This is a genomic window from Klebsiella sp. GFKo11 (assembly GCF_056490265.1).
Map to the genome: position 1 here is coordinate 3,404,726 of NZ_CM151369.1, position 26,126 is coordinate 3,430,851.

Below are 26,126 nucleotides of genomic sequence, written 5' to 3' on the forward strand. Positions count from 1 at the left end.
GGGCGCAAAATCATTGTTTTACGCCATTTACGGAATGCGAATAGTAATCATTATTTATCTCAATGTGGAGCATTAATTACGTATAGTGGCCTTGAGATCACGCAATTCCTGCTATTTGTTAACTCAAATATCGTTAAGTCTTTTCAAATAATTTACAATAGAGTTAACATATATACATATGTTCCATTTGGTTCGTTTTGCGAGTAACTCTGATGAAAATCCTTTCCGTGCGCGCCGCCGCGCTCCCCGCCCTGCTTCTGCCGCTGGTTGCCAGCGCGCCAACCGCCAGCGCCGCTGAACAAACCATGGTCGTCACCGCTGCGCCATCTACGGTTTCTGAACTCGATACCCCAGCCGCCGTGAGCGTGGTTAACGGCGATGAAATGCGCCAGGCCGCGCCGCGCGTTAACCTCTCCGAGTCGCTGGGCGCGGTTCCCGGCCTCCAGGTACAAAACCGACAAAACTACGCCCAGGATCTGCAGCTTTCTATTCGCGGCTTCGGCTCCCGCTCGACCTACGGCGTGCGCGGGCTGCGCATATACGTCGACGGTATTCCGGCCACCATGCCCGATGGTCAGGGGCAAACCTCGAATATTGACATTGGCAGCCTCGACTCGCTTGAGGTGCTGCGCGGCCCCTTTTCCGCGCTGTACGGCAACTCTTCCGGCGGAGTAATTAATGCCACTAGCCAGACCGGCAGCCAGCCGCCAACCATCGAAGCCAGCAGCTACTACGGTAGCTTCGGTACCTGGCACTACGGCATGAAAGCAACCGGCGCTGTTGGTGACGGTACGCACGCGGGCGACGTCGACTATGTGGTTTCCACCAACCGCTTCACCACCCACGGCTCCCGCGACCATAGCGGCGCGCGCAAGAATCTCGCTAACGCCAAACTGGGCGTGCGTATCGACGACGTCAGCAAGCTGACCCTGTTGTTCAACAGCGTCGATATCAAAGCTAACGATGCGGGCGGCCTGAGTTATGACGAATGGCAGAGTAACCCACGCCAGTCTCCCCGCGGCGATCAGTACAATACGCGCAAAACCATTAAGCAGACCCAGGCCGGTTTGCGCTATGAGCGCCAGCTGAGCGAGCAGGACGATCTGAGCGTAATGATGTACGCCGGTGAGCGCGAAACCACGCAATATCAGTCGATTCCGCGCGCGCCGCAGCTTAACCCGACCCATGCGGGCGGCGTTATCGACCTGACCCGACACTATCAGGGGATTGATACCCGCTGGACCCACCGCGGCGAGCTGCTGGTACCGGTCACCTTTACCACCGGTCTCGATTACGAAACCATGAGCGAGCGCCGCAAAGGCTTCGCAAACTTTGTCATGAGCAACGGCGCGCCGCAGTACGGCGAAAAGGGCGACCTGCGCCGCAATGAACGTAATCTGATGTGGAATATCGACCCGTATCTGCAAACTCAGTGGCAGCTTACCGAGAAACTTTCGCTGGACGCCGGGGTGCGCTACAGCTCGGTGTGGTTCGATTCTAATGACTACTACATTACCCCAGGCAACGGCGATGATAGCGGCGATGCCAGCTATCACAAGTGGCTGCCAGCGGGCTCGCTAAAATATGCAGTAACCGACGCGTGGAATCTGTACGTTTCCGCCGGTCGCGGCTTCGAAACGCCAACGATTAACGAGCTTTCGTATCGTTCCGGCAACCAGGGCGGCCTGAACTTTGGTCTCCAGCCGTCAACCAACGAAACCGTCGAAATTGGCAGCAAGGCGCGTATCGGCAATGGCTTGTTAACCGCTGCGCTATTCCAGACTGATACCGATAATGAGATTGTTGTCGACGCCAGCAGCGGCGGGCGTACCAGCTATAAAAATGCCGGTAAGACCCGTCGTCAGGGGATGGAGCTGGGGCTGGATCAGCAGTTCGGCGACAGCTGGCGTTTGAAAGCAGCGTGGACCTGGCTGGATGCGACCTATCGCACCAACGTCTGCGACGACTCGAGCTGTAAAGGCAATCGTATTCCGGGGATCGCCCGCAATATGGGCTATGCGTCCTTCGGCTATCAGCCCGAAAAAGGCTGGTACGCGGGCAGCGATATTCGCTATATGAGCGATATTATGGCTAATGATGAAAACACCGCCAAAGCGCCGTCCTGGACGGTGGTCGGCCTGACGACCGGCTATAAATGGAGCTACGGCAAGGTGGATATGGATTTGTTTGGCCGCGTCGATAACCTGTTCGACCGCAGCTACGCGGGATCGGTTATCGTTAACGAATCCAACGGTCGCTACTACGAACCGGCACCGGGTCGCAATTATGGTGTCGGGCTGAATCTGGCATGGCGGTTTGAATAACGGTCGCTTCTCTCATCAGGTTGCGTACTTTTCGTAGGCCCGGTAAGGCGCTAGCCGCCACCGGGCAATTTCCAAAACCTGCGCTTTGCCTTAAATAATGTTTCTTAAGGACAATTCAAAAATAATCTTTTCCGCCTGGCAGGAGAAAGCGATAGAAACGTCGAGCTTCACCTCATCACCTGCGGCCACAATGGTATAGTCAACCTGCGGCGGCTCGCTGGCGGGCGCTGCGGCTACAGCACGTTCACGAACGGCTGCCAGTGTAGATTCCGCCTCCTCGCGTGATGGGAAAGTTTTCGCAACCTGCCAGACGCAATCCTCATTATCAATAATCGACCCAACATCGATGGCGCAACCTTTAGTACTGCATTTATCTACAACATCTTTCATCGTGGTAACCTCTTGAGTTTTGATCAGGATAAGAATCCGTCAGCAGAAAAGCAAACCATTAAAATTCGTATGGATTAGTCTTTCATCAGTATATGTCACTGGAAGAGTCAACTTCTTGCGCCATCGCATGGCGGTATCGTGATTGCACATCGATAAAACACCACAGCTCATGCATCGTATCAACCCGCACTCAACTGCGATCAATCGTGCACGCCATCACACTATCCTGCGTTGTGCCTCGTCTATCCCGTTTTACAGCGTTACCCTTGTCACAAAACAACGCCAATAAGGAGCCACCATGGCACTGCCAGTAATTATCGATTGCGATCCGGGTCATGATGACGCGATTGCTCTCGTTCTTGCCCTCGCCTCGCCGGAGCTTGATGTTAAAGCCGTCACCTCGTCCGCTGGAAACCAAACGCCGGACAAAACTCTGCGCAACGTGCTGCGGATGCTCACCCTGCTGAAACGCCAGGATATCCCGGTGGCCGGCGGCGCGCTCAAGCCGCTGATGCGCGAGCTGATTATCGCCGACAACGTACACGGCGAAAGCGGGCTGGATGGTCCGGCGCTGCCGGAACCCGATTTTGCCGCGCAAAGCTGTACTGCCGTTGAACTGATGGCAAAAACACTGCGTGAAAGCGCCGAACCGGTGACAATCGTGGCAACCGGGCCGCAAACCAACGTCGCGCTGTTACTCAACAGCCATCCTGAACTGCATAGCAAAATCGCCCGCATTGTTATTATGGGCGGCGCGATGGTGTTGGGTAACTGGCAACCGGCGGTCGAATTTAATATCTACGTCGACCCGGAAGCGGCGGAGATCGTTTTTCAGTCCGGTATCCCGGTGGTGATGGCCGGTCTGGACGTCACCCATAAAGCGCAAATTCACGCCGAAGATATCGAACGCTTCCGCCGTATTGGCAACCCGATTTCGACGATTGTCGCCGAACTGCTCGATTTCTTCCTTGAGTACCATAAGGATGAAAAATGGGGCTTCGTCGGCGCGCCGCTGCACGATCCTTGCACCATTGCCTGGCTGCTGAAACCGGAGATGTTCACCACCATTGAACGCTGGGTCGGCGTGGAAACCCAGGGGAAATATACTCAAGGGATGACGGTGGTTGATTTCTACAACCTGACCGGGAAAGAGCCGAACGCCACGGTGATGCTCGACGTCGACCGTCAGGCGTTTGTTGACCTGCTGGCCGAGCGGCTGGCGTTTTACGCGTAACTCACGTCATAAACCCCGGCAGGCGCTACTGCCTGCCGGGAAATACGTCACTCATCTGGAGAGACGCGAACCACCACTTTACCGAAGTTCTCGCCCTTCAGCAGACCGATTAGCGCCTGCGGCGCGTTCTCCAGGCCTTCTACCACATGTTCGCGGTATTTGATTTTTCCTTCCTGCACCCAGCGCCCCATCTCCTGCTGGAACTCCGCAATGCGGTGGCCGTAATCCTGGCCGATAATAAAGCCCTGCATCCGAATGCGCTTTTTCAGGATTGTTGCCATCAGCAGCGGCAGACGATCCGGGCCGTCCGGCAGAGCGGTGGCGTTGTAGCCGCTGACCAGACCGCAAACCGGCACGCGGGCCGAGGTGTTTAACAGCGGCAGGACTTCGTCGAACACTTTGCCGCCGACGTTCTCATAATAGATATCGATTCCCTGCGGGCAGGCTTCGAGCAGCTTGACGGCAAAATCAGGCGCCCGGTGGTCGATACACACGTCGAACCCTAAGGTTTCGACCGCATAGCGGCATTTCTCGCTACCGCCAGCTATCCCCACCGTACGGCAACCTTTTAGCTTCGCGATTTGCCCGACCGTTGCGCCAACGGGCCCGGTTGCGGCGGCGACCACCAGCGTTTCGCCCGCTTTCGGCTGACCAATATCCAGCAGCCCCATATAAGCGGTAAAGCCCGGCATCCCCAGAATCCCCAGCGCCCAGGAGGGATGCTCAGGATTGTCGCCTAACTTCACCAGCCCGCTACCGTCTGACAGTTCATAATCCTGCCAGCCGCCGTAGCCGAGCACCCAGTCTCCGGGCTGGAAATCGGCATGATTCGATGTCACGACGCGACTCACGGTACCGCCCACCATCACCGCGCCAATTGCCACCGGCGGCGAATAGGATGGGGCATCGCTCATACGCCCGCGCATATAAGGGTCTAATGATAAATAAACGGTACGCAGCAGTAGCTGCCCCGGCCCAGGAGACGCGACGTCGCCCTCTTCCAGGCGGAAGTTTTCCCCGGTCGGCTCGCCATGTGGACGAGACGCCAGTAGCCAGCGGCGATGACGTTGTGAATTAAAAGCCATAACAAACTCCTCTTTTGACAAGTCTGTACTGAGGCTAGCTGCTTTCCCGGCAATACGCATTGACATTAAGAGCCTATCCCAGTAGGCGTTATTGGCGCAGACAGTTTGAACACGGACAGCGCGGAGAAACCGGAACGTACACGTAGTACGTGAGGATTTCGAGCACTGCCCAGGTTCAAAATGGCAAGTAAAATAGCCCTAATGGGATAGGCTCTAAGAGGCAGATTGATTGAGTCGGATGACCAGATAAACGCAGGGTTGCGCAGATTCATTAATAAAGCGGCAATCGTTAGGCGGCCCAAGCTCAAGGCAGTCTCCCGCCTGCATCTCGTGACGCGTGTTGCCTTCGACAAACACCAGTTCGCCCTGCTGCAACCAGATGAGCTGGCGAGCCAGCGCATAAGAGGCCGCTGGCATCGGCACATCGCTGCCTGCCGGGAGTTCTATCTGCACCAGATCGATGGGCAGGTCACTGCGCGGGGATACGTGGCGGCGCAGATAGTGGCTCTGCGGGTCGCGCCACACTGGCTGGTTCGCCAAACGCAACAGCTTACCTTCCTGCATCTCCGCACGGGCAATCAGCGTTGACATACTGATGCCAAATGCGCCGGAGAGTCGCCCAAGCATTGACGCCGTCGGGCTGCTTTCACCGCGTTCGATCTTGTGGATCATCGCCCGTGACGCCCCCGCCCGCTCTGCCAGTTCACTCAGCGACCAGCCACGGGATTCCCGTTCGATACGGATGCGCGCGCTGATGCGCTGATTAAGGTTGTCTTCTAAAGTATTCATAACGTGACACTATAGTGTATGCGTCTGGCAGCAACAAGCGGTCGCAGCGAGCGGTATGACGCGACATAATAAAATATAATGACCAAAGCAGATGACAATCTTGCGTACATTATTGTAATAATATCGTACTACTATAGTGTACAACCGTTGAGGTTTGCCATGACCATCCGCCATGCCAGTAAAGACGATTGCGCCGCGATCGCTGAAATCTATAACCACGCGGTAGTGCATACCGCCGCTATCTGGAACGACAAAACCGTCGATACGGACAACCGTATTGCCTGGTTTGAAGCCCGCCAGTTTGCCGGCTACCCGGTGCTGGTCAGCGAAGAAAATAGCGTCATCACTGGCTATTCCTCATTTGGTGACTGGCGCGCCTTCGACGGCTTTCGCCATACCGTCGAACATTCCGTCTATGTTCACCCGGATCACCAGGGTAAAGGGTTGGGTCGCCGCCTGCTGGTTGCGTTAATCGCCGAAGCCAGGCGGTTGAATAAACACGTGATGGTTGCCGGTATCGAAGCGCAAAATGAGGCTTCTTTGCATCTGCATGAAACACTGGGGTTTGTCACCACCGGACACATGCCGCAGGTGGGCACGAAATTTGGTCGTTGGCTGGATCTGACGTTTATGCAATTACAGCTCGACGATCGTCGCGATCCGGACGGCAGCGCATGAACCAGACGCTGACCCTGGCCTGTTTAATTGCCGCAGGGGTTGGGCTGGTGCTGCAAAACACGCTGATGGTGCGCATTACCCAGTCCTCGTCCACTATTCTTATCGCGATGCTGCTTAACTCGCTGGTGGGTATTGTGATTTTCGTGACAATACTGATGCTACGCCACGGCGCAGCGGGGTTTCAGGAACTGGCGGTTAGCGTGAAATGGTGGACATTAATTCCCGGTCTACTGGGATCGTTCTTTGTTTTTGCCAGCATTAGCGGCTACCAGAACGTCGGAGCGGCGACCACGATTGCGGTGCTGATTGCCAGTCAACTGGTTGGCGGGCTGGTGATTGATCTGATCCGTGCGCACGACGTGCCGGTTCGCGCCCTGATTAGCCCGCTGTGCGGCGCGGTGATGCTGGTGATAGGCGCCTGGCTGGTGGCCAGACGCCAGTTTTAAGCGCTGATGGATAGCACCGTGCTCGCATTTTCGCCGGGTGGCGGCTAGCGCCTTACCCGGCCTACAAAACGGTGGCCAGACACCAGTTTTAACAGCGATTTAATGAATTTCGCCGCCGCGGGTCAACTGCTCGCGGCGCGCTTCCTGCTCTTCATGCTGCTGGCGACCATGATGAGCGATGGCATTACGCAAGCGCTGCTGCTGGGCATAGCGCTCTTCGCGTCCCAGCTCAGCGTCATCGCTCAGCGCGATCAGCAATTCATTCATATGGGTAATGACGCCTTCCGCAATCGTGGCATCCACGCGGGCGATCACTTCATCCAGATGTCGCATTCTTTTCTCCTTGCGGCCTAATTCAGTTTTACTTTGGAAAAATCGCTGCCCATCAGGCTCACGCTATAGCCACTGACGTTGCTGCGCGTCGCGTAGAAGGTTTTCCCGGTCGCCAGAGTTAGCCACGGGGCCTGCTGATAAAAAATCTCCTGCGCCTGACCATACAGCTTCGCGCGCTCCTGCGGGTCGCTCACCAGGATAGCCTTTTTCACCAGCGCATCGTAGGATTTATCGCACCAGCGGGCGACGTTAGAGCCGGTTTTAATGTTGTCGCAGCTGAGCAAGGTGCCGGCGAAGTTGTCCGGATCGCCGTTATCAGACATCCAGCCAAACAGCGCGCTGTCATGCTCGCCTTTGCGCATTCCGGCAAGATATTCACCCCATTCATAGGTGACAATTTTGGCTTTGATCCCAACCTTGCTCCAGTCGTTCTGGATCATCTCCGCAATACGCCGCGAATTAGGGTTATACGGACGCTGTACCGGCATCGACCACAGGGTCACTTCCGCGCCCTTTTCCAGTCCGGCCTGCTTGAGCAGCTCTTTCGCCTTCTCAGGGTCATAGCCATAATCCGGTAGATCTTTCTTGTAGCCGAGCATATTGGCCGGAATTGGTGATTTCGCGACGCTACCGGAGTCCAGGAAGACCGCTTTGACGATCGCTTGTTTATCGGTCGCGTAGTTTAAAGCCTGACGCACCAGCACGTTATCAAACGGTTTTTTCTCGGTATTGAACGCCAGATAGCCGACGTTAAGCGCTTCCACCGAATGCAGGGCCAGGTCTTTATTACCTTTAATCACCGGGAACTGTACCGGCGACGGCGCAGGAATAATCTGGCATTCGTTGGTTTGCAGCTTCGCCAGACGCGTCTCGACGTTCGGGGTGATCGAGAAGATCAGATGTTTGGTCGGCACTTCACCATCCCAGTAATGCGGGTTAGCGATATAGCGAATCAGCGAGTCCACTTTATATTGTTGCAGCGCGTAAGGTCCCGTGCCGATAGGCCAGGTATCGACGTACTCCGGCGTGCCTTTTTTCAGCATTGCATCGCCGTATTCGGCAGAAAGAATCGACGCAAAATCCATCCCCCAATCGGCGAGGAACGCCGCATTCGGCTCGTTCAGGACGAACTGAACATGATAGTCATCGATCTTTTTGACCTCTTTGATCAGCTTATCCAGCCCGACGTCGTGGAAATATTCATAATTTCCTTGTGAAACATTATGGTACGGGTGTTTATCGTCTTTTTGACGCAGCACCGAGAACAACACATCATCGGCGTTAAAATCGCGGGTCGGTTTGAAGTATTTGTTGCTGTTGAAATGTACGCCCTTGCGCAAGGTGAAGGTCCAGGTTTTGCCGTCCGGGGAGACGGTCCATTCGGTCGCCAGCGAAGGGATTGGCGTATTTTTTACCGGGTCAAAGTTGATCAGGCGGTTATAAAGCACCTGCGAACTGGCGACAAAAGACGGCCCTGAGCTGGCAATCTGCGGGTTGAAAGATTCCGGCGAGGCTTCGGAACAGTAGACCAGCGTATCGCTCCCCGCCGCCAATGCAGTACCGGCTGGCAATAGCGCGCTTAGCGCCAGCGCAAGCAGTGTTTTCCCTGTAGACATAATTATAAGCCTTATGAATTTGTTATATACCCGTCATACTTCAAGTCGCATGTGCGTTGGCTGCGTTCACTCACCCCAGTCACTTACTTTAGTAAGCTCCTGGAGATTCGTTCTCTTGCCGCCTTCCTGCAACTCGAATTATTTAGGGTAAACGTTCTCTAATAACAGCATAAGAGAATTCAACCGGCAAATAATCAATCGGTATCAGGTTATGCTGAAAACGTCGTTTTCGCCGATTAATTCAACACAAGTTTATTTTTTCACCATTGGCATCATCAATAAATTGTGAAGTCTCCGAAAGGTTGGGAAAAAAGGGGGCGATTACCGCCCCGCTCGCCCCAGGACGCGGTGCAAACCGATACACTCGGCAAAATCGCCATACCAGGAGACGCTAACAATGACAATAACCTGCAATCTGTACACCAACGGCCAATGGCACGATGCCGAAGGTCATGCCACGTTTAGCCGCCATAGCCCGGTGACGGAAGAGATCGTTTCTGTCGCCAGTGCTGCAACGTTGACCGACGCTCGTCGCTGCGTGGAGGCCGCTGCCGCCGCTTTTCCACAATGGCGTGAAACGGCCCCCGTAGAGAGGCGTCGTCTTCTTCTGGAAGCCGCCGAGGAAATGCTGCGCCGTGAGGCTAAATTTATTGCCGCTATGGCGGCGGAAACCGGTGCTACCGCCCACTGGGCCGGGTTTAACGTCCATCTCGCCGCCGACATTCTACGCGAAGCCGCCGCGTTGACGACGCAGATCGAGGGGCAGGTTATCCCATCTAACGTACCGGGAAATCTGGCAATGGGGATCCGCCAGGGCGCGGGGGTTGTGCTCGGCATGGCACCGTGGAACGCGCCGTTAATCCTCGCAACCCGCGCTATCGCCACGCCGTTGGCCTGCGGCAATACGGTTATCCTCAAAGGCGCAGAACTGTCGCCTGCCACGCAAGGGCTGATTATTGATGCGCTGGCAGCAGCAGGTTTTCCCGCTGGGGTCGTCAACTATCTGACCTGTGCGCCCGCCGACGCACCTGAACTGGTGGAGTCGCTGATAGCGCATCCCGCCGTGCGCCGCGTTAACTTCACCGGTTCCACGCCGGTGGGGAGAATCATCGCCCGCACCTGCGGCGAACATCTGAAACCGGCGGTGCTTGAGCTTGGCGGCAAAGCCCCGCTGCTGGTGCTGGATGACGCCGACCTCGAACAAGCGGCAGCAGGCGCGATTTTTGGCGCGTTCGCCAATGCCGGACAAATTTGCATGTCGACCGAGCGAATCATCATTGATAATGCCGTCGCAGATGAGTTTGTTTTGCTGCTGGCCAAACGAGCGGCAGCCCTCCCCGCCAGCCTTCTCGGGCCGGTAGTGGATATGAAAACCGTCACCCGCTGCAATACGCTGATAGACGATGCGCTGGCGAAAGGCGCGCGTCTGCTAACCGGCGGCAAAGCCAGTTCGACGCAAATGCGCCCCACACTGCTTGATGGGGTCACCCGGGAAATGCGCATCTGGCGTGAAGAGTCTTTCGGCCCGGTGAAAGCGATTATCCGGGTTGAAGATGAAACGCAAGCGCTGGCCGTTGCCAACGAAAGCGAATATGGCCTCTCGTCGGCGGTTTACAGCCGGGACAGCGCCCGGGCATGGAACCTGGCGCAAAACCTGCAAACCGGCATTTGCCACATCAACGGCCCTACCGTGCATGATGAAGCGCAAATGCCGTTCGGCGGCTGCAAATCTTCCGGGTATGGCCGCTTTGGCGGACGCGCGGGGATAGCCGAATTTACCGAACTGCGCTGGATAACGCTGCAAACCCGCCCGCGCGAACTGCCATTTTAAGCGTCACGACTTATTGGAGACCGCATCGTTAAGCTGACGTTCTGCCTCAGCGCTAAAGTAAAAATCGGCCAGCGTTTGGGCCAGCGCTGATGGATTTTCCCATGCCATTGAGTGCCCTGCCTGGGGCACAATAAACAGCGGGATTCCGACGGCTTTAACGTCAATGGCTTCCTGCGCGGGGAGAGAAAGTTCGCCGTAGACCAGGGCCTTACGGCAGGCTAAAGCGCTAAAGCGGGTAAACCAGGAAGGCGTAACACCTTTCACCAGGCTGCTTGCCCCGTGCCAGACGGCCCGGGGAGCGCTGTTTTGCAGGCAACCTGCCCAGGGTGATGTTTCAGCCGATAGCATGTCGCCGTAGCCCTGAGCAATAAAGCGCTCCTCAGGTTGTTCAGCAATGCGTCTGCTGTACATCCCTCCGCCGGGATACAGATTCGGCTCGGCCACCAGCAGCGCCAATACTCGCTCAGCAAGCAGTTCTGCCGCTTCAATCGCAATGCTGCCCCCCATGCTATGTCCATATAAATAGCAGCGTGTAAGCGCTAAGTGTTCCAGTAGTTCGACCACCACCTTTGCCTGATCGCCGGTGCGATAGCCAAAAGAGGCCGGTTTATCGCTATAGCCATAACCGGGTAAATCAACAAGGAGCATCCGCCGACCTGCCAGCGCGGGATCGGCGGCAACGCGAGGATAATCATACGTAGAGGCGCAGCCCAGGCCGTGAATAAAAACAATAGGTTCGCCGCGACCGGGCAGATCGAGCCAGCGCACGGTGGCGCCAGCCTGAGAGGAAAAGAAACTGTTCATCGATGACCATCCGTTAGTTATCACTGTTTTTTTAAACAGCCATCATATAACGCAGGGTATCGATTTTTAAATCAGAACAACGAGACCAGCAGCGCCATCGGGAAGCTGAACGGCCAGGTCGCGCCGATCAACAACGCGGCAAGCAGACGTATCCAACGGCTCTCTTTGGTTAAGAACCAGCTTATCACGGCACAGATACATCCCATAACGGCATAAAAAACCAGCATTTTCTGGTATACGGTCATTTTTTCTTCTTCCTTCCCTGATCAGCATTTTCACTAAAGACAATGCTCTTTCGCACCCCAGCGTGCATCAGAGATGATGAAATCTTAAAACAAAGGCAAGCATAATTTTCAGAAAGTCGATCGATTCGGCTTTGTCCGATAGCGCAATCTTTGACCTCGTACTATACCTGTAGAGGCTTACTCAAAAAGGTGGCGTTATGGATGTTTCCAGCAAAACCGTCATTCTGATTAATGTCGGCGCAGCACTTGCGCTCATCAGCCTGTTGTCCGTTCGTTTTGGTTGGTTTTACTGATTTTACTCAGCGATGAAACCTAAAAAAGCAGCCTTCAAGGGCTGCTTTTTTACGATTTGAAAGCGCCCGCATCAGCAGCAGACCCGCTTTTTTGCAAGGCAAGCACCTTCAGACTTTCAGGATTGTATGCCGGTAACAGATCGACTTTTTCACTATCCCACTCGGCAGCGATGCAGATAGCTTCCGGTACCCCCTGCTTTTCACATCCAATAATATGTTTAGCCGGGAAATTGCCGTAAAGAGTTGCCGTGGCGCAGACCACAAATAGAAAACATGCTATTTTTTTCAAAACAATATCAACTTCGAAGTAACAAATTGCGCGGAATGTTCGCATGAGCGGCTATGGAAAGTCAAACCCAGCCCCCCTGGCCTTCCTGAAGTCGCCGCCCATATGAAATTAACAAACAAGTTACATCTATGCGTATTCAAAATACCAGAGATAAATAACAAGCACCGCTCACGTTATTTCTATAACCCCCAAACACAACGATCGCACCCGATAATTAATAACACCAATATTAATGTGGTTTAATCTATAGAGTTATTGATAAATATAAATACACATTAAACACAACATTGAAATTGCTACCTGAGAACGCAATACGGTTATCATGTCTCTCAGCCAGATGAGCGCTTCACATCCATCAGTATTCAAGATTAAAGCATTGATGAGACAATCTCACTATTAGCACGAAATGCGATTACTCCTGATTGCTCGCGAATTGAACCAAGATGAAAATTTCAAAAAATCAATTAATAAACATACAGTTACCATCATCCACGTGAGTATTTTGCATGATTTTGTCATTTAAATGATAGGAAATATCATTTGCGTTATCTGGCATAAAACCATACATTCATAAACACAAGTTATGCAATGCTTGTTTTTCACTCATTCAATTTTTTGAGGTGGTACATGTCGGGAATCGCCGTTCTTATTGTGGCGTTAATTTTACTGGTCGCTGCGATTTATAATCTCGTGTCTTACTTTCGCGATCGTAGGCAGTCGAGTTTACCGAGCAAAAAAACAAAACGTTAGCATGATAATTATTTTAGAAAAATAAATTATGCCTTCGTGTTATTGATTATTGATGATACTCCGTCATTTATTCTTCTGGGTAAGACCGCTTTAACCTGGCAGCAACATTTGCCAAAATCACACCTGCACGCTGCTCTCAATCATTCGCAATAACCCATACAAAAAGCCCCTGCAAGCAATGCAGGGGCTTGATAGTCGTTGCCATTCCCGACGGGTGTTATATCGCACTACCCGCCCGGGGTACATCCTGCACCCAGGGTGGTTAACAGACCCCATCCGGCGCTTATCTCCGGCACTCATGATGGCTTAGCTCTTGAAGGGGTTTGAGAATATTCTCATAAAAAAACCGCTCTGTTTTAACATTTGCTGCTATCGCAACTATTAGCAAGCTAATTTAGAAACCGCGTAACTATATCGCATGTTCGTTCTATCCGTGTTTAATCATCACGTGTCTGACTACTGTGTAATCTTCCAGGCCATACATCGACATATCTTTGCCATAGCCGGAGAGTTTCTGTCCGCCGTGCGGCATCTCGCTGACCAGCATAAAATGAGTATTAACCCAGGTGCAGCCATACTGTAAACGCGCGCTGAGGCGATGCGCCCTGCCAACATCTTTAGTCCACACCGACGACGCCAGGCCATACTGCGAATCGTTAGCCCAGTTAAGCACCTGTTCTTCATCCTCAAACGACGTGACGCTCACCACCGGGCCAAAGACCTCGCGCTGCACGATCGCATCCTCCTGCTTAGCGCCCACCAATAGCGTGGGCTGATAGTAGTAGCCATGACCCGGTGCTTTGCTGCCGCCGGTCACCACCTGAATATGCGGCAGCGCGCGAGCAGCATCGACGGCGGCGCTTACTCTTTCAAGATGCGCCTGTGAGCTCAGCGGCCCCAGTTCGGTTGTTTCATCATCCGGGGGCCCCATCTTCAGGCTGGCGACCGCAGCGCCCAGTCTTTCCACCAGTTGATCGTAAATCCCTGCCTGCGCGTAGAGACGACAGGCGGCGGTACAATCCTGCCCGGCGTTGTAGAAACCAAAGGTCCGCACGCCCTCCACCACCGCATCAATATCCGCATCATCAAACACGATAACCGGCGCTTTGCCGCCCAGTTCCATATGGGTACGTTTAATCGACGAGGCAGTATGGCCGATGATATGCGCCCCGGTGGCAATTGAACCGGTTAATGACACCATTCGGACTTTAGCGTGGGCCGTCAGCGGATCGCCGACGGTTGCCCCGCGACCAAAAAGCACGTTAAGTACCCCGGCGGGAAAAATATCTTTTACCAGTTCGCCCAACTTCAGCGCAGTTAACGGGGTAATTTCTGAAGGTTTGATCACCACGCAGTTGCCTGCCGCCAGCGCGGGCGCCAGCTTCCATGCCGCCATCATCAACGGATAGTTCCACGGTGCAATAGAGGCAACCACGCCCACCGGGTCCCGGCGGATCATGGAGGTATGTCCTTCAAGATATTCACCCGCCGCCATCCCCGGCAGGCAGCGGGCCGCCCCGGCAAAGAAGCGGAACACGTCGGCGACCGCCGGGAGTTCATCGTTCACCACGCAGTGTAACGGCTTACCGCAGTTTAACGACTCCAGCTCAGCCAGCGCCTGCGCATGTTCCGTGATGGTATCTGCCAGCTTGAGCAGATACTCAGCACGGGTTTTCGGTGTGGTCTGGCTCCAGTTGACAAACGCCTCATCGGCGGCTTCAACCGCGGCATCAACCTGCGCCGCCGTGGCTTCGGCAATCGACAAAATCTCTTCACCGGTGGCAGGATTAAACACCGGCACCATTTCGCCTTCCCCAGCCACTAACTTACCGTTAATTAAAAGGTTATGTTGCATAGTCGTATCCTGTATCGGTGTTTTATTTTCCGTTTTCAGCACTCATATCGCCGTCACGGGTGAGCCACCAGGCCCCCAAAATCGGTATCGTCGTCACCAGCATCACCAACAGCGCCACCACATTGGTCACAGGAACATCGCGCGGGCGACCAAGCTGATTGAGTAGCCAGAGCGGCAACGTGCGTTCATGTCCCGCAGTAAAGGTGGTGACGATAATTTCATCAAACGACAGGGCGAACGCCAGCATCCCGCCCGCCAGTAGCGCCGATCCCAGATTGGGCAACACGACGTAACGAAAGGTTTGCCAGCCCGTCGCGCCTAAATCCATTGATGCTTCCACCAGGCTCCACGAGGTCCGGCGAAAGCGGGCAATCACGTTGTTAAACACCACCACCACGCAGAAAGTCGCATGACCCACGACGATGGTCAGCAAACCCGGCTCAAGGTTGACCGCCTTAAACGCGGTGAGCAGCGCAAGCCCGGTAATAATACCGGGCAGCGCAATCGGCAACAGTAGCAGCAACGACACCGCGTTTTTGCCAAAGAAAGTGCTGCGCCATAATGCTCCTGCAGCCAGCGTGCCAAGTACCAACGCGATAGCCGTGGACAGCGCAGCTATTTTTAGTGACAACGTCACGGATTCAATAATATCGGCACGCCCTGCCGCTTCGCTAAACCAGCGCAGGGTCAGGCCCTGCGGCGGAAAGCTAAAGGCGGCATCTTCGGTATTAAACGCATAGAGGGCGATGATCAGTAGCGGGAAATGCAGGAATATCACCCCTCCCCAGGTTGCTACTTTCAGGAACAGCGGTGCGCGTTCAGAGTGCATCAAACGCTCCCAGACGTTTCACGAACGCCAGATAAAGGGCAATCAACACGATAGGCACCAGGGTAAAGGCAGCCGCCATCGGCATATTGCCAATCGCCCCCTGCTGGGAATAGACCATATTGCCGATAAAGAACCCCGGAGGCCCCACCAGCTGCGGCACAATAAAATCGCCCAGCGTCAGCGAGAAGGTAAATATCGACCCCGCCGCAATGCCGGGGATCGCCAGCGGCAGCACCACGTAGCGGAAAGTCTGACGCGGACGCGCGCCAAGATCGGCGGAAGCCTGAAGCAGCGACGGCGGCAGTCGCTCCAGCGCAGCCTGCACCGGCAGGATCATAAACGGCAGCCAGATATAGACGAACACCAGAAAACGGCCCAGCCCCGAGGTTGAAAGCGTATTGCCTCCCACGGCCGGAATGGTCAGTACCAGGCTCAGCACGCTTTCCAGCCCAAGGTGGCGAAGAAACCACTGCGCTACGCCATCTTTCGCCAACAGCAGCGTCCACGCATAGGCCTTGACGATATAGCTCGCCCACATCGGCAGCATCACGGCGATGTAAAAAAAGGCTTTCATTTTGCCGCGGGTATAGCGCGCCATGTACCACGCCATTGGCAGCGCCAGAATCGCGCTGGCAACAGTTACCGATAGCGCCATCACCAGCGTGCGCAGGATGATGTCGTAATTCGCCGGGTTAAACAGCGCCCGCAGATTGGCCAGCGTCAGGTCGCTGGTCACCGACATAGTAAAGTCATCAAAGGTGTAAAAGCTTTGCCATAACAGCGTCAGCAGCGAACCCAAATAGACAATGCCAAACCACATCAGCGGGCCAAGTAGCAAAAGAAACAGGCCCAAAGAGGGTTTACGCCAGAATAATGCCGACAAGCGACCGGTTGAAGCAGGCGGAATCACCATGGTCATGTCAGCCGCCGCTTTCCAGAGGCACCATCGCTGCTCGCGACCACGAAGCCATTACCGTTTGCCCCACCGGCGGCGCGTTTAACGCGGCGTGACCATCAATATTTGCCTGGCTCACCAGCAGCTTTTCGCCATCGGTCAGCTTCAGTTCGACGCGCGTCGCCGCCCCCTGATACTGCACCGCCTGCACTACGCCCTGCGTCTGAATTTCCCCCGCCGCGTTCAGGCGAATGTGTTCCGGGCGTAGCGACCATGCCCCGGCCATCGCACACAGTTTTTGCGCACGTTCGCTGCTAAAGACGTTGGCGGTCCCGACAAACCCGGCAACAAACGCTGTTTTGGGCCGCAAATAGAGGTCCTGCGGCGCATCAACCTGTTCAATTCGCCCGTTATTAAACACCGCAACGCGATCGGACATCGACAGCGCCTCGCCCTGATCGTGGGTGACAAAAATAAAGGTGATGCCCAGCGCCTGTTGCAGTTTTTTCAGCTCAACCTGCATCTGTTCGCGCAGTTTTAAATCCAGCGCGCCGAGCGGTTCATCCAGCAGCAGGACGCGCGGCTGATTGACCAGCGCCCTGGCAATCGCCACCCGCTGGCGCTGACCGCCAGAAAGCTGAGAAGGTCTGCGTGCCTGGACAAAACCGAGCGCAACCTTTTCCAACGCCTCCTGCGCGCGAACATGCCGCTCCTTTTTGCCGATCCCTTTGACCATCAGCCCGTAGGCAACGTTGTCGAGCACCGACATATGGGGAAACAGCGCATAATCCTGAAAAACGGTATTCACATCGCGCTGCCACGGCGGTAGTTCGCTGGCCGGTTTGCCAAAAATACGGATCGCCCCGCCGGAAAGCTGTTCAAACCCGGCGATTAACCGCAGGCAGGTGGTTTTGCCGGAGCCGGACGGCCCCAGCATCGAGAAAAACTCACCGTCGCGAATGGCGATACTGACGCCATCCACCGCCCGCACGTCGCCATACAGGCGCGAGACATTATCAAACTCAACCGCGTACATGTTCTTCGCCTCCGGCGACTTAACGACCGCCCATAATCGCGATGTAATCCTGGGTCCAGCGGCTGTAAGGAACGAATTTTCCGCCTTCAGCGACCGGTGTTTTCCAGAACGCAATTTTGGCAAACTCATTGTAGCCATTGGTCTCGCAGCCTTTTTCCCCGAGCAACGGACTGGCTTTACAGCCCTGCGGGACGACCGGCAGCGAACCAAACCACGCAGCGACGTCGCCCTGAACTTTCGGCGTCAGCGACCAGTTCATCCACTTATAGGCACAAACCGGATGTTTGGCGTCGCTATGCAGCATGGTGGTATCCGCCCAGCCGGTGACTCCCTCTTTCGGGAAGACGGTGGCGATCGGCTGGCCTTCCGCCTTCAGACCGTTGGCCTGATAGGGCCAGGCGCTGGAAGCGACGACGCCTTCGTTTTTAAAATCGCTCATTTGTACGGTAGTGTCGTGCCAGTATCGGTGAATCAGCCCATGCTGATCGCGAAGAACCTTCAGCACCGCCTGATACTGCGCTTCGGTAAGCTGATAGGGGTCATCAATCCCTAATTGCGGCTGGGTCGCTTTGACGAACAACGCGGCATCGGCAATATAAATCGGCCCGTCATAGGCCTGCACGCGCCCCTGATTGGTTTTGCCGTCCGGCAGGTTTTGTTTCACAAATACCACGTCCCAGCTATCCGGCGGCGTCGGGAAGGTTTTGTTGTTGTACATCAGCAGATTGGGCCCCCACTGATACGGGGTACCGTATACCTTCCCGCCGACGTTAAACCACGCGCCTTTTTCAACGCGCGGGTCGAGGGTTTTCCAGTTGGCAATCAGCGCGGTGTTAATCGGTTGCACGCGCTTGCCCATAATCAAGCGCAGGGACGCATCGCCGGAAGCGGTCACCAGATCGTAGCCGCCTTTAGCCATCAGGCTGACCATTTCATCGGAGGTGGCGGCGGTTTTCACATTCACCTGGCAGCCGGACTCTTTTTCAAACTGGGTTACCCAGTCGTAGCTTTTATCCGTCTGGCCGCGTTCGATATATCCCGGCCAGGCGATAATATCGAGACGCCCTTCTCCTTTATCCAGAGACGTCGGCGGCTCGGCGGCCTGCGCCGTCAGGAAGGCCATACCCAGCACACAAAGGCTGCCACGGGCAATTTTTTTGCTCATCGGGTCTTACTCCTGTCACAAGAAAATTAGCGGCAGCCGTGCCGTAAAAATATCTCCCTTGGAGCCTATCCCAGTAGGCGTTATTGTCGCAGGCAGTTTGAACGCGGACAGCGCGGAGAAACCGGAGCGTACACGTAGTACGTGAGGATTTCGAGCACTGCCCAGGTTCAAAATGGCAAGTAAAATAGCCCTAATGGGATAGGCTCTTAATAACAGTAGACGGCGCGCTTAGGCCCCTGGGGAAATTTATTCAGGTTGTGACAAAGGGCGCATTACGCAACAATTAATTAACATGATATAACTTTGTGGATTATAGACAAGGAGTTAGCGGGGTAATACGACTATGCGAATTTCCTATTGTTAGTCGCGGTAAAATAATAACCAGCATAATGCCCGGCTTATTTTACGGGCCGGGATAGTCGACTGGAAATAAACAAAAGTGACTTCAGTTGCTCCAGACGACTAACCAAGTGCGAACCTCTGGAATTGCCCGGCGGCGCTTCGCTTGCATGGGCCTACCGAAATATGGGTTTTGTAGGCCGTGTAAGGCGCTAGCCGCCACTCGGCAGAAATGCGAGAACCATGGCTAAAACAGGTTTGTTATCCGCCTCAAGCTACTTCAGCATCTCGCGGATCAGTTCACCCAGCCGCTTCACACCCTGCTCCTCTCTTTCACCCCAGCCCCATGCGGTATTAAAACGGAAAAACGAGGTCCAGCTGGCGGTGGTGGAAAACATTTTTCCCGGGGCGATGCTGATGTTATACGCCAGCGCGCGGGCGCTCAACTCTCCCGCATCTGTCCCGGCGGGCAGTTCGAGCCAGAGAAAATAGCCGCTATCGCTGTGGTGGATTTTGACTTCGGCGGGAAGATGGCGAAGCAGCGCCTGCCAGGCCAGCTGTTTGCGCTCGGCAAGCTGTCGGCGCAACCGCCGTAAATGCGCGTCATAGCGCTTGGTCGAGAGATAATCCACCAGCGCCAGCTGCATCGGCGAACTGGTGGAGAGCGTGCTCATGAGCTGCAATTGCTGAATACGCCGGGCGTGTTTGCCCGCCGCCACCCAGCCGATGCGAAACCCGGGTACCAGGCACTTAGAAAATGAGCTGCAATGCAGCGTCATGTCATCACGATCCCAGTACTTCGCCGGCAGCGGCTTCTCGCGGCCAAAATAGAGTTCGCTGTAAACATCATCTTCAATCAACACCACGTTATAGCGCGCCAACAAAGCGACCAACTGCGCTTTTTTCTCCGCGCTGAGCGTGAAGCCAAGCGGGTTCTGACCGTTGGTCATCAGCCAACAGGCCTTGACAGGATAGTTTTGTAACGCCTGCTCCAGCGCGGCAAGATCAATCCCCTCTTTCACATCGGTCGCCACCGACAGCGCCTTCAGGCGCAGCCGCTCCAGTGCCTGAAGCGCGCCGTAGAAACAGGGGTTTTCCACCACCACCCAATCACCCGGTTCCGTCACCGCCTGCAGGCTGAGATTCAACGCCTCCAGCGCCCCGGCGGTAATCACAATTTCGTCCGGAGAGATATTCATTCCCTGCAGCGCATAGCGGCGAGCAATGGCGTGACGCAGTTCATCGTTACCCGGCGGCAGGTTTTCAATCACGCTCATGGCGGTGGCGGTTTTGCTCACCTGCGCCAGCGAGCGGTTAAGCTGCGGCAAAGGGAACAGCCGCGGGTCGGGAAAGGCCGAGGCAAAAGGCAGCATCGACGCTCGTCTGCTGGCCTGTAGCACATCAAAAATATAGGTGTTGATATCCACCGCTTCATCGCGCGTTACCTGTGCGGGCGGCTCCGGCTGACGCTGTTTGATCGGCTGAGGCGCAACATAATAGCCGGACTGCGGGCGGGCGATAATCCGTCCCTGACTTTCCAGCAGTTGATAGGCATGGCTGACGGTCATAAAGCTCATCCCGCTACTCACCACCTGTTCGCGCAGCGACGGCAACCTGTCGCCAGGTAGCCATACGCCAAGCGCAATCTGTTCGGTAAGCTGCTGCGCCAGCTGCTGGTACTTTTTCATCGTCGGGTCCGGTTTATCATTCTTGTAACCAATGATATATCAGATGATAAATAATGGCAGTTTATAAAAACTGTTATGGTGTGTAGTGAAACAACACATTCCCAGAGGCGGCTGTAAATCTGTAGCCCGGACAGATGCGCAGCATCGCCTCCGGGAAATTCACCAATTCTCAGCGCGTTTTTCCCGGGGGCGGCGCTTGACGCGCCTTGCCCGGGCTACCAATCCGCAGACAGCGGTAAATCTGTAGCCCGGCGAACCGGGAGATATCCATCCTGCGTTTTGCCAAAATTTCATAACAGAACCTAACTGTTATAGGGAAAAACAGCGTTTCTGTTCCTGCAACCTGACCTGGGTGAAGCCTAGAATTGCGCTGAATCAATTTTGTTGCGGAGTTCTGCATGTTCGGTCTTGATGCATTCCACCTGGCGCGGATCCAGTTTGCCTTCACCGTGTCATTTCATATTATCTTTCCCGCCATCACCATAGGCCTGGCCAGCTACCTGGCGGTGCTGGAGGGGTTATGGTTAAAAACCAAAAATCCAACCTGGCGCTCGCTGTACCATTTCTGGTCGAAAATCTTCGCCGTTAACTTCGGGATGGGCGTGGTTTCCGGGCTGGTGATGGCCTACCAGTTCGGCACCAACTGGAGCGGATTTTCAGAGTTCGCCGGGAGCATAACCGGCCCGCTGCTGACTTACGAAGTGCTGACCGCCTTCTTTCTTGAAGCCGGGTTCCTCGGCGTGATGCTGTTCGGCTGGAACCGTGTCGGCCCTGGTCTGCACTTCTTCGCCACCTGTATGGTGGCGCTGGGGACGATTATCTCCACCTTCTGGATCCTCGCCTCCAATAGCTGGATGCAAACGCCGCAGGGGTTTGAAATCGTCAACGGCCAGGTCGTGCCGGTGGACTGGTTCGCGGTTATCTTTAATCCGTCATTCCCTTACCGCCTGCTACATATGTCGGTGGCGGCTTTTCTCAGCAGCGCGCTGTTCGTCGGCGCGTCGGCAGCGTGGCATCTGCTACGCGGCAATAACACGCCCGCGGTGCGTGCTATGTTCTCTATGGCGCTGTGGATGACGCTGATTGTCGCCCCCATTCAGGCGATGATCGGCGATATGCACGGGCTGAACACGCTCAAACATCAACCCGCCAAAATTGCCGCGATTGAGGGCCATTGGGAGAATATTCCCGGAGAGCCGACCCCGCTACTGCTGTTCGGCTGGCCGGATATGCAGCAGGAACGCACTCGCTACGGTCTGGAAATTCCGGCTCTCGGTAGCCTGATCCTCACCCACAGTCTGGACAAACAGGTCCCCGCGCTGAAGGAGTTCGCCGCGGAAGACAGACCTAACTCCACCATTGTTTTCTGGTCATTCCGCCTGATGGCCGGGCTTGGCATGCTGATGATTCTGCTCGGCGCGCTGGCCCTGTGGCTGCGCTATCGCGGTCGTCTGTATCACTCAAAACCCTTTCTGCGCTTTGCGTTGTGGATGGGACCATCGGGGCTCATCGCCATTCTGGCGGGTTGGGTCACCACCGAAGTGGGTCGTCAGCCGTGGGTAGTTTACGGCGTACAGCGCACCGCCGATGCCGTTTCCGCTCACGGCGATCTGCATATGTCCATCAGCTTGCTGACCTTTATCGTGGTTTACAGCTCGGTATTTGGCGTCGGCTATAGCTATATGCTGCGCCTGATTCGTAAAGGCCCGCAGGAAGCGCAACCGGCTACCTCAGGAACGCCAGCACGCCCGCTTTCCGCCGCGACAGACGGTGTACAGCAGAAGGAGTCCCACTAATGGGTATCGATTTATCGGTTATCTGGTTTGTCATTATCGTCTTTGCCACCCTGATGTACATCGTGATGGATGGCTTCGACCTGGGGATTGGCATTTTATTCAGCACCACACGGGATGCTGCAGACCGCGATGTGATGGTAAATAGCGTCGCACCGGTCTGGGATGGCAATGAAACCTGGCTAGTGCTCGGCGGCGCGGGGCTGTTTGGCGCTTTCCCGCTGGCTTACGCGGTAATTATTGACGCGCTGGCGATCCCACTCACCCTGATGCTGATCGGCCTTATCTTTCGCGGCGTCGCCTTTGAATTTCGCTTTAACGCGACGCCATCACACCGTCCGTTCTGGGATAGAGCCTTTATGGGCGGTTCGATTCTGGCGACTTTCACCCAGGGCATGGTGGTTGGCGCGGTGATCAACGGCTTCGCGGTCAGCGGCCGCAGCTTCAGCGGCGGGATGTTTGACTGGTTCACACCGTTTACTCTGTTCTGCGGTTTGGGTCTGTGCATCGCCTATGCGCTGCTGGGTGCCAGCTGGCTGGTGATGAAAAGCGAGAATTCGCTGCAACGAAAAATGCGCGTTGCCGCACGCGGCCTACTACTGGCGCTATTGGTCATTATTGCGGCAATCAGCATCTGGACTCCGCTGGCGCAACCGGCTATAGCCCAACGCTGGTTCAGCTTGCCTAACCTTTTCTTCCTGCTGCCTGTACCGCTGCTGGTCGCCGCGATAAGCGCCTGGCTATGGCGAACACTGCGTAATAGCGCCAGCCATCTGCTGCCTTTTGTCCTGACGCTAGGACTGATTTTCCTCGGCTTTAGCGGTCTGGGAATTAGCATCTGGCCGTATATTATTCCGCCGGGCATCACCCTCTGGCAGGCCGCCGCGCCGCCGCAGAGCCAGGGCTTTATGCTGGTCGGGGCGCTGCTGATTCTGCCGGTGATCCTTGGCTATACCTTCTGGAGCTACTACGTTTTTCGCGGCAAAGTTCAACATGGCGAGGGGTACCACTGATGCAACGATTATGGCTTAAAAGAACATTGTGGATGATTGCCCTGTGGGGCGGCAGCGTGCTGGCACTGGCGGCGGTGAGCATGGGATTTCGATTGCTGATGACGGCGGCGGGATTAAGGGTTTGATACCGCCGCCCGACAGCAAGTCTGCCGGGCGGCGGCTAGCGCCTTGCGCGGCCTACAAAACCTACAATATCATCATGTTACGAATTCCCCGTAGGCCCGGTAAGGCGTTAGCCGACACCGGGCAATTCCAGAGAGGTGCACTTTGTCTGCAATCTGAGCCCGCTATCAGGCACCCTTGCGCTTGGGCAGAGTTTTTAGCAAATCGTCCGGGCTGACGGAAGCGACAATACTGCCCGGCAGCGGCATTTTCAGGATATGGTTTTTCATCTTGCCAATGACGTGCATTTCACACGGGCGGCAATCGAACTTCAGCGTCAGCACTTCATCGCCATGAATCAGCTGCATTGGCGTCGCTTTCCAGCTCTTAATCGAACCTTTGGCCTGTTTCGGGCACAGGTTGAAGGCAAAGCGCAGACAGTGCTTGGTGATCATCACCGGCACGTCGCCCTTCTCTTCATGCGCTTCATAGGCGGCATCAATCAGCTGTACGCCATAGCGCTGATAAAACTCGCGGGCCTTATGGTTGTAGACGTTCGCCAGAAACGACAGATGCGTTTCCGGATAGGCCGGCGGCGGCACGCAAACCGGCTTACGGCTTCCTCGCACCACGGCCTTCAGTCGTGCATCATCCAGCATTTCTACCGTTTCACGACGCAGTTGATTAAGCAGACTGTTCGGCACAAACAGCGCCCCCGGCAAATTAACCTGCACAGCGCGCGAGTAGTAAATCGTCTGGCCTAGCTTTGCCACGCCGTCGCGCAGGTTCGCCAGCGCTTTCTCGGCCTGAGTTGCTTCAGAAAACTCGCCGTCAAGAGTGTGGGTAACGCTCACGCCCTCTTCGCTGGTCATGGTTAAGACCAGCTGTTCCTGCCAGCCGCTCAGTTCGATATCCACCGCGATTCGACGTTCGCTGGAGGTTTTCAGCAACGCCTGCTGCCAGTTATGATCGAGGTTGCGGTTCAACGGCTGGTGCGGGCGCACTTTGTACATGTCGGCGGGCATTTCATTCGGCCATACGCGATAGCGGTTTTCGCCGGTTTTTTCTACCGTATTGGCGCGAAAACCGACGATTTCACGTTTGATCATCACGTTCAGACCATCGCCGTTAGTCAGCGCCTCAGTCACGTCGACGTCGAGAAAATCTTTCCCCACTTTCAGCACTTCGCCCACCGGTAGGCCGATAAACTTCGGCGAGTCAAACGCGCCGATATCGTCTTTACGCGCGTTAACAAAATAGTCGGTACTGCCGCGATGGAAGGTTTTATCGGTTGAAGGAATAAAGAAGTGTTCGGTGCGACCGGCGGAAGCGCGCGCCAGATCGCCGCGATCTTCAATAATCGCATCCAGCATCTGGCGATAATGCGCGGTGATATTCTTCACGTAGCTCATATCTTTGTAGCGACCTTCAATCTTGAAGGAGCGCACGCCCGCATCGATCAGCGCCGCCAGGTTGGCGGTCTGGTCGTTATCTTTCATCGACAGCAGATGCTTTTCGTAGGCCACGACGCGGCCCTGATCGTCTTTCAGGGTATACGGCAAGCGACAAGCCTGCGAGCAGTCGCCGCGGTTGGCGCTGCGCCCGGTTTGCGCATGGGAAATATTGCACTGGCCGGAATAAGCCACGCACAGTGCGCCGTGAATAAAGAATTCAATGGTCGCGTCGGTGTTATCGTAAATGGTCTTGATCTGCTGAAGATTCAGCTCGCGAGCGAGAACAATCTGGCTAAAACCGACGTCGGAGAGAAACTTTGCTTTCTCGACGCTGCGAATGTCGCACTGGGTACTGGCGTGCAGTTCAATCGGCGGAATATCAAGTTCCATCACCCCCATGTCCTGAACTATCAGCGCATCGACGCCGGTCTCGTACAGGTCGGTAATCAGGCGCTGCGCCGGTTCCAGCTCATCATCATGAAGAATGGTGTTCAACGTCACGAATATTTTCGCGCCGTAGCGATGAGCGAAAGGCACCAAGCTGGCGATATCGCTCAGGCTATTGCTGGCGTTGTGGCGCGCGCCAAAGCCCGGTCCGCCGATATAGACCGCGTCGGCACCGTGTATAATCGCTTCACGAGCGATCGCGGTATCGCGGGCAGGACTGAGAAGTTCAAGATGATGGTTTTGCAGGCGCATACGCTCGTCGTTATCCATTATAGGGGGTCGAAATGGCGGCTATTGTAGTCAGAACTACGCGCAGACTAAAACATTTTCCGCCGCCGTCGCAGGGGGAATTTTCGGTTTTCAGCAAAGCATTGAAGGAAAAGGTATTTCCCAGAAAAAGCGC

25 protein-coding genes are annotated in these 26,126 nt (G+C 55.2%); 10 read left to right on the forward strand and 15 right to left on the reverse strand.

Translation table 11 applies throughout. The annotated features are described in order from the left end of the window. Positions 1-212: 212 nt before the first annotated feature. Positions 213-2,324 carry a TonB-dependent receptor PqqU gene (pqqU, locus tag AC07P6_RS16590; RefSeq protein ID WP_478313768.1) on the forward strand — a complete coding sequence of 704 codons (2,112 nt, stop codon included), beginning with the start codon at positions 213-215 and terminating at the stop codon, positions 2,322-2,324. Between the two features lie 90 nt (positions 2,325-2,414). Here pqqU and AC07P6_RS16595 read toward each other — a convergent pair whose 3' ends face one another. Next, positions 2,415-2,714 (reverse strand): DUF406 domain-containing protein, encoded by a 300-nt coding sequence (locus tag AC07P6_RS16595; protein ID WP_110274828.1) that lies wholly within the window; start codon positions 2,712-2,714, stop codon positions 2,415-2,417. Between the two features lie 298 nt (positions 2,715-3,012). Here AC07P6_RS16595 and rihA point away from each other — a divergent pair, with 298 nt between their 5' ends. Continuing rightward, the gene (rihA, locus tag AC07P6_RS16600) at positions 3,013-3,948 is read left to right on the forward strand and encodes a pyrimidine-specific ribonucleoside hydrolase RihA (protein ID WP_182238460.1); all 936 of its coding nucleotides are present in this window, start codon (positions 3,013-3,015) and stop codon (positions 3,946-3,948) included. A gap of 47 nt (positions 3,949-3,995) precedes the next feature. Here the strand turns inward: rihA and AC07P6_RS16605 are convergent, their stop codons facing one another. Beyond that, complete coding sequence (locus AC07P6_RS16605; RefSeq protein WP_478313770.1) at positions 3,996-5,033, reverse strand: NADP-dependent oxidoreductase; 1,038 nt, start codon at positions 5,031-5,033, stop codon at positions 3,996-3,998. A 213-nt stretch (positions 5,034-5,246) separates the two neighbouring features. Next, positions 5,247-5,822 (reverse strand): helix-turn-helix domain-containing protein, encoded by a 576-nt coding sequence (locus AC07P6_RS16610; RefSeq protein ID WP_478313772.1) that lies wholly within the window; start codon positions 5,820-5,822, stop codon positions 5,247-5,249. Positions 5,823-5,981: 159 nt separating this feature from the next. Between AC07P6_RS16610 and AC07P6_RS16615 the strand changes: the two genes are divergently transcribed. Both AC07P6_RS16615 and AC07P6_RS16620 read left to right on the forward strand, forming a co-directional pair. Beyond that, the gene (locus tag AC07P6_RS16615) at positions 5,982-6,500 is read left to right on the forward strand and encodes a GNAT family N-acetyltransferase (RefSeq protein WP_181482344.1); all 519 of its coding nucleotides are present in this window, start codon (positions 5,982-5,984) and stop codon (positions 6,498-6,500) included. Then, the gene (locus AC07P6_RS16620) at positions 6,497-6,946 is read left to right on the forward strand and encodes a DMT family transporter (protein WP_478313774.1); all 450 of its coding nucleotides are present in this window, start codon (positions 6,497-6,499) and stop codon (positions 6,944-6,946) included. Before AC07P6_RS16615 ends, AC07P6_RS16620 begins: the two co-directional genes overlap by 4 nt. 99 nt (positions 6,947-7,045) lie before the next feature. On the opposite strand, the gene AC07P6_RS16625 is transcribed toward AC07P6_RS16620, so the two are convergent. Together AC07P6_RS16625 and AC07P6_RS16630 are read right to left on the reverse strand one after the other, a co-directional pair. Next, a complete protein-coding gene (locus AC07P6_RS16625) occupies positions 7,046-7,279 on the reverse strand; it encodes a DUF2526 family protein (protein ID WP_182238450.1) in 234 nt (77 codons plus the stop codon). A 17-nt stretch (positions 7,280-7,296) separates the two neighbouring features. Continuing rightward, the gene (locus AC07P6_RS16630) at positions 7,297-8,895 is read right to left on the reverse strand and encodes an ABC transporter substrate-binding protein (protein ID WP_478313776.1); all 1,599 of its coding nucleotides are present in this window, start codon (positions 8,893-8,895) and stop codon (positions 7,297-7,299) included. 397 nt (positions 8,896-9,292) lie between these two features. Between AC07P6_RS16630 and AC07P6_RS16635 the strand changes: the two genes are divergently transcribed. After that, positions 9,293-10,726, forward strand: a complete 1,434-nt coding sequence (locus AC07P6_RS16635) for an aldehyde dehydrogenase (RefSeq protein WP_182238446.1) — start codon at positions 9,293-9,295, stop codon at positions 10,724-10,726. Positions 10,727-10,729: 3 nt separating this feature from the next. Here AC07P6_RS16635 and AC07P6_RS16640 read toward each other — a convergent pair whose 3' ends face one another. Next, positions 10,730-11,530, reverse strand: coding sequence for an alpha/beta fold hydrolase (locus tag AC07P6_RS16640; RefSeq protein ID WP_478313777.1), 801 nt, complete (start codon positions 11,528-11,530; stop codon positions 10,730-10,732). 71 nt (positions 11,531-11,601) lie between these two features. Continuing rightward, positions 11,602-11,775, reverse strand: a complete 174-nt coding sequence (locus tag AC07P6_RS16645) for a GhoT/OrtT family toxin (RefSeq protein WP_110274759.1) — start codon at positions 11,773-11,775, stop codon at positions 11,602-11,604. Between the two features lie 197 nt (positions 11,776-11,972). On the opposite strand from AC07P6_RS16645, the gene yncL reads away from it, so the two are divergent. After that, a complete protein-coding gene (gene yncL, locus AC07P6_RS16650; RefSeq protein WP_110274760.1) occupies positions 11,973-12,068 on the forward strand; it encodes a stress response membrane protein YncL in 96 nt (31 codons plus the stop codon). A gap of 49 nt (positions 12,069-12,117) precedes the next feature. On the opposite strand, the gene AC07P6_RS16655 is transcribed toward yncL, so the two are convergent. Beyond that, complete coding sequence (locus AC07P6_RS16655) at positions 12,118-12,402, reverse strand: hypothetical protein (protein ID WP_181482350.1); 285 nt, start codon at positions 12,400-12,402, stop codon at positions 12,118-12,120. Between the two features lie 582 nt (positions 12,403-12,984). Here AC07P6_RS16655 and AC07P6_RS16660 point away from each other — a divergent pair. Continuing rightward, positions 12,985-13,107, forward strand: a complete 123-nt coding sequence (locus AC07P6_RS16660; protein WP_142513663.1) for a small membrane protein — start codon at positions 12,985-12,987, stop codon at positions 13,105-13,107. 427 nt (positions 13,108-13,534) lie between these two features. Here the strand turns inward: AC07P6_RS16660 and patD are convergent, their stop codons facing one another. From patD to AC07P6_RS16690, 6 genes are all read right to left on the reverse strand, one after another. Continuing rightward, positions 13,535-14,962: an aminobutyraldehyde dehydrogenase gene (gene patD / locus AC07P6_RS16665; protein ID WP_182238440.1), complete on the reverse strand. Its 1,428-nt coding sequence runs from the start codon at positions 14,960-14,962 to the stop codon at positions 13,535-13,537. A 22-nt stretch (positions 14,963-14,984) separates the two neighbouring features. Continuing rightward, complete coding sequence (locus AC07P6_RS16670; protein ID WP_434658988.1) at positions 14,985-15,791, reverse strand: ABC transporter permease; 807 nt, start codon at positions 15,789-15,791, stop codon at positions 14,985-14,987. Then, the gene (locus AC07P6_RS16675; RefSeq protein ID WP_478313779.1) at positions 15,781-16,710 is read right to left on the reverse strand and encodes an ABC transporter permease; all 930 of its coding nucleotides are present in this window, start codon (positions 16,708-16,710) and stop codon (positions 15,781-15,783) included. Before AC07P6_RS16675 ends, AC07P6_RS16670 begins: the two co-directional genes overlap by 11 nt. A 1-nt stretch (position 16,711) precedes the next feature. Further along, positions 16,712-17,722 carry an ABC transporter ATP-binding protein gene (locus AC07P6_RS16680; RefSeq protein ID WP_478313781.1) on the reverse strand — a complete coding sequence of 337 codons (1,011 nt, stop codon included), beginning with the start codon at positions 17,720-17,722 and terminating at the stop codon, positions 16,712-16,714. A 19-nt stretch (positions 17,723-17,741) separates the two neighbouring features. After that, positions 17,742-18,887, reverse strand: coding sequence for a putative ABC transporter substrate-binding protein YdcS (gene ydcS / locus AC07P6_RS16685; RefSeq protein ID WP_478313783.1), 1,146 nt, complete (start codon positions 18,885-18,887; stop codon positions 17,742-17,744). A gap of 614 nt (positions 18,888-19,501) precedes the next feature. Further along, entirely contained in the window at positions 19,502-20,914 is a 1,413-nt protein-coding gene (locus AC07P6_RS16690; protein WP_478313785.1) for an aminotransferase-like domain-containing protein, read from the reverse strand. 398 nt (positions 20,915-21,312) lie between these two features. Between AC07P6_RS16690 and AC07P6_RS16695 the strand changes: the two genes are divergently transcribed. From AC07P6_RS16695 to AC07P6_RS16705, 3 genes are read left to right on the forward strand one after another with little or no spacing between them, the layout of a single operon-like run. Continuing rightward, positions 21,313-22,710 (forward strand): cytochrome ubiquinol oxidase subunit I, encoded by a 1,398-nt coding sequence (locus tag AC07P6_RS16695; RefSeq protein WP_182238431.1) that lies wholly within the window; start codon positions 21,313-21,315, stop codon positions 22,708-22,710. Continuing rightward, positions 22,710-23,720: a cytochrome d ubiquinol oxidase subunit II gene (cydB, locus tag AC07P6_RS16700; protein ID WP_478313786.1), complete on the forward strand. Its 1,011-nt coding sequence runs from the start codon at positions 22,710-22,712 to the stop codon at positions 23,718-23,720. Before AC07P6_RS16695 ends, cydB begins: the two co-directional genes overlap by 1 nt. Continuing rightward, the gene (locus AC07P6_RS16705; protein ID WP_182238427.1) at positions 23,720-23,845 is read left to right on the forward strand and encodes a DUF2474 domain-containing protein; all 126 of its coding nucleotides are present in this window, start codon (positions 23,720-23,722) and stop codon (positions 23,843-23,845) included. The genes cydB and AC07P6_RS16705 overlap by 1 nt, the downstream gene beginning before the upstream one ends. A 165-nt stretch (positions 23,846-24,010) precedes the next feature. On the opposite strand, the gene AC07P6_RS16710 is transcribed toward AC07P6_RS16705, so the two are convergent. Beyond that, a complete protein-coding gene (locus tag AC07P6_RS16710) occupies positions 24,011-25,975 on the reverse strand; it encodes a peptidase U32 family protein (RefSeq protein WP_478317028.1) in 1,965 nt (654 codons plus the stop codon). Between the last annotated feature and the right edge of the window lie 151 nt (positions 25,976-26,126).

What these genes read in the sequence shown, in the direction of transcription:
- pqqU (WP_478313768.1), top strand. Translation starts at nt 213, where the DNA reads ATGAAAATCCTTTCCGTGCGCGCCGCCGCGCTCCCCGCCCTGCTTCTG.
- AC07P6_RS16595 (WP_110274828.1), bottom strand. Translation starts at nt 2,714, where the DNA reads ATGAAAGATGTTGTAGATAAATGCAGTACTAAAGGTTGCGCCATCGAT.
- rihA (WP_182238460.1), top strand. Translation starts at nt 3,013, where the DNA reads ATGGCACTGCCAGTAATTATCGATTGCGATCCGGGTCATGATGACGCG.
- AC07P6_RS16605 (WP_478313770.1), bottom strand. Translation starts at nt 5,033, where the DNA reads ATGGCTTTTAATTCACAACGTCATCGCCGCTGGCTACTGGCGTCTCGT.
- AC07P6_RS16610 (WP_478313772.1), bottom strand. Translation starts at nt 5,822, where the DNA reads ATGAATACTTTAGAAGACAACCTTAATCAGCGCATCAGCGCGCGCATC.
- AC07P6_RS16615 (WP_181482344.1), top strand. Translation starts at nt 5,982, where the DNA reads ATGACCATCCGCCATGCCAGTAAAGACGATTGCGCCGCGATCGCTGAA.
- AC07P6_RS16620 (WP_478313774.1), top strand. Translation starts at nt 6,497, where the DNA reads ATGAACCAGACGCTGACCCTGGCCTGTTTAATTGCCGCAGGGGTTGGG.
- AC07P6_RS16625 (WP_182238450.1), bottom strand. Translation starts at nt 7,279, where the DNA reads ATGCGACATCTGGATGAAGTGATCGCCCGCGTGGATGCCACGATTGCG.
- AC07P6_RS16630 (WP_478313776.1), bottom strand. Translation starts at nt 8,895, where the DNA reads ATGTCTACAGGGAAAACACTGCTTGCGCTGGCGCTAAGCGCGCTATTG.
- AC07P6_RS16635 (WP_182238446.1), top strand. Translation starts at nt 9,293, where the DNA reads ATGACAATAACCTGCAATCTGTACACCAACGGCCAATGGCACGATGCC.
- AC07P6_RS16640 (WP_478313777.1), bottom strand. Translation starts at nt 11,530, where the DNA reads ATGAACAGTTTCTTTTCCTCTCAGGCTGGCGCCACCGTGCGCTGGCTC.
- AC07P6_RS16645 (WP_110274759.1), bottom strand. Translation starts at nt 11,775, where the DNA reads ATGACCGTATACCAGAAAATGCTGGTTTTTTATGCCGTTATGGGATGT.
- yncL (WP_110274760.1), top strand. Translation starts at nt 11,973, where the DNA reads ATGGATGTTTCCAGCAAAACCGTCATTCTGATTAATGTCGGCGCAGCA.
- AC07P6_RS16655 (WP_181482350.1), bottom strand. Translation starts at nt 12,402, where the DNA reads ATGCGAACATTCCGCGCAATTTGTTACTTCGAAGTTGATATTGTTTTG.
- AC07P6_RS16660 (WP_142513663.1), top strand. Translation starts at nt 12,985, where the DNA reads ATGTCGGGAATCGCCGTTCTTATTGTGGCGTTAATTTTACTGGTCGCT.
- patD (WP_182238440.1), bottom strand. Translation starts at nt 14,962, where the DNA reads ATGCAACATAACCTTTTAATTAACGGTAAGTTAGTGGCTGGGGAAGGC.
- AC07P6_RS16670 (WP_434658988.1), bottom strand. Translation starts at nt 15,791, where the DNA reads ATGCACTCTGAACGCGCACCGCTGTTCCTGAAAGTAGCAACCTGGGGA.
- AC07P6_RS16675 (WP_478313779.1), bottom strand. Translation starts at nt 16,710, where the DNA reads ATGACCATGGTGATTCCGCCTGCTTCAACCGGTCGCTTGTCGGCATTA.
- AC07P6_RS16680 (WP_478313781.1), bottom strand. Translation starts at nt 17,722, where the DNA reads ATGTACGCGGTTGAGTTTGATAATGTCTCGCGCCTGTATGGCGACGTG.
- ydcS (WP_478313783.1), bottom strand. Translation starts at nt 18,887, where the DNA reads ATGAGCAAAAAAATTGCCCGTGGCAGCCTTTGTGTGCTGGGTATGGCC.
- AC07P6_RS16690 (WP_478313785.1), bottom strand. Translation starts at nt 20,914, where the DNA reads ATGAAAAAGTACCAGCAGCTGGCGCAGCAGCTTACCGAACAGATTGCG.
- AC07P6_RS16695 (WP_182238431.1), top strand. Translation starts at nt 21,313, where the DNA reads ATGTTCGGTCTTGATGCATTCCACCTGGCGCGGATCCAGTTTGCCTTC.
- cydB (WP_478313786.1), top strand. Translation starts at nt 22,710, where the DNA reads ATGGGTATCGATTTATCGGTTATCTGGTTTGTCATTATCGTCTTTGCC.
- AC07P6_RS16705 (WP_182238427.1), top strand. Translation starts at nt 23,720, where the DNA reads ATGCAACGATTATGGCTTAAAAGAACATTGTGGATGATTGCCCTGTGG.
- AC07P6_RS16710 (WP_478317028.1), bottom strand. Translation starts at nt 25,975, where the DNA reads ATGCGCCTGCAAAACCATCATCTTGAACTTCTCAGTCCTGCCCGCGAT.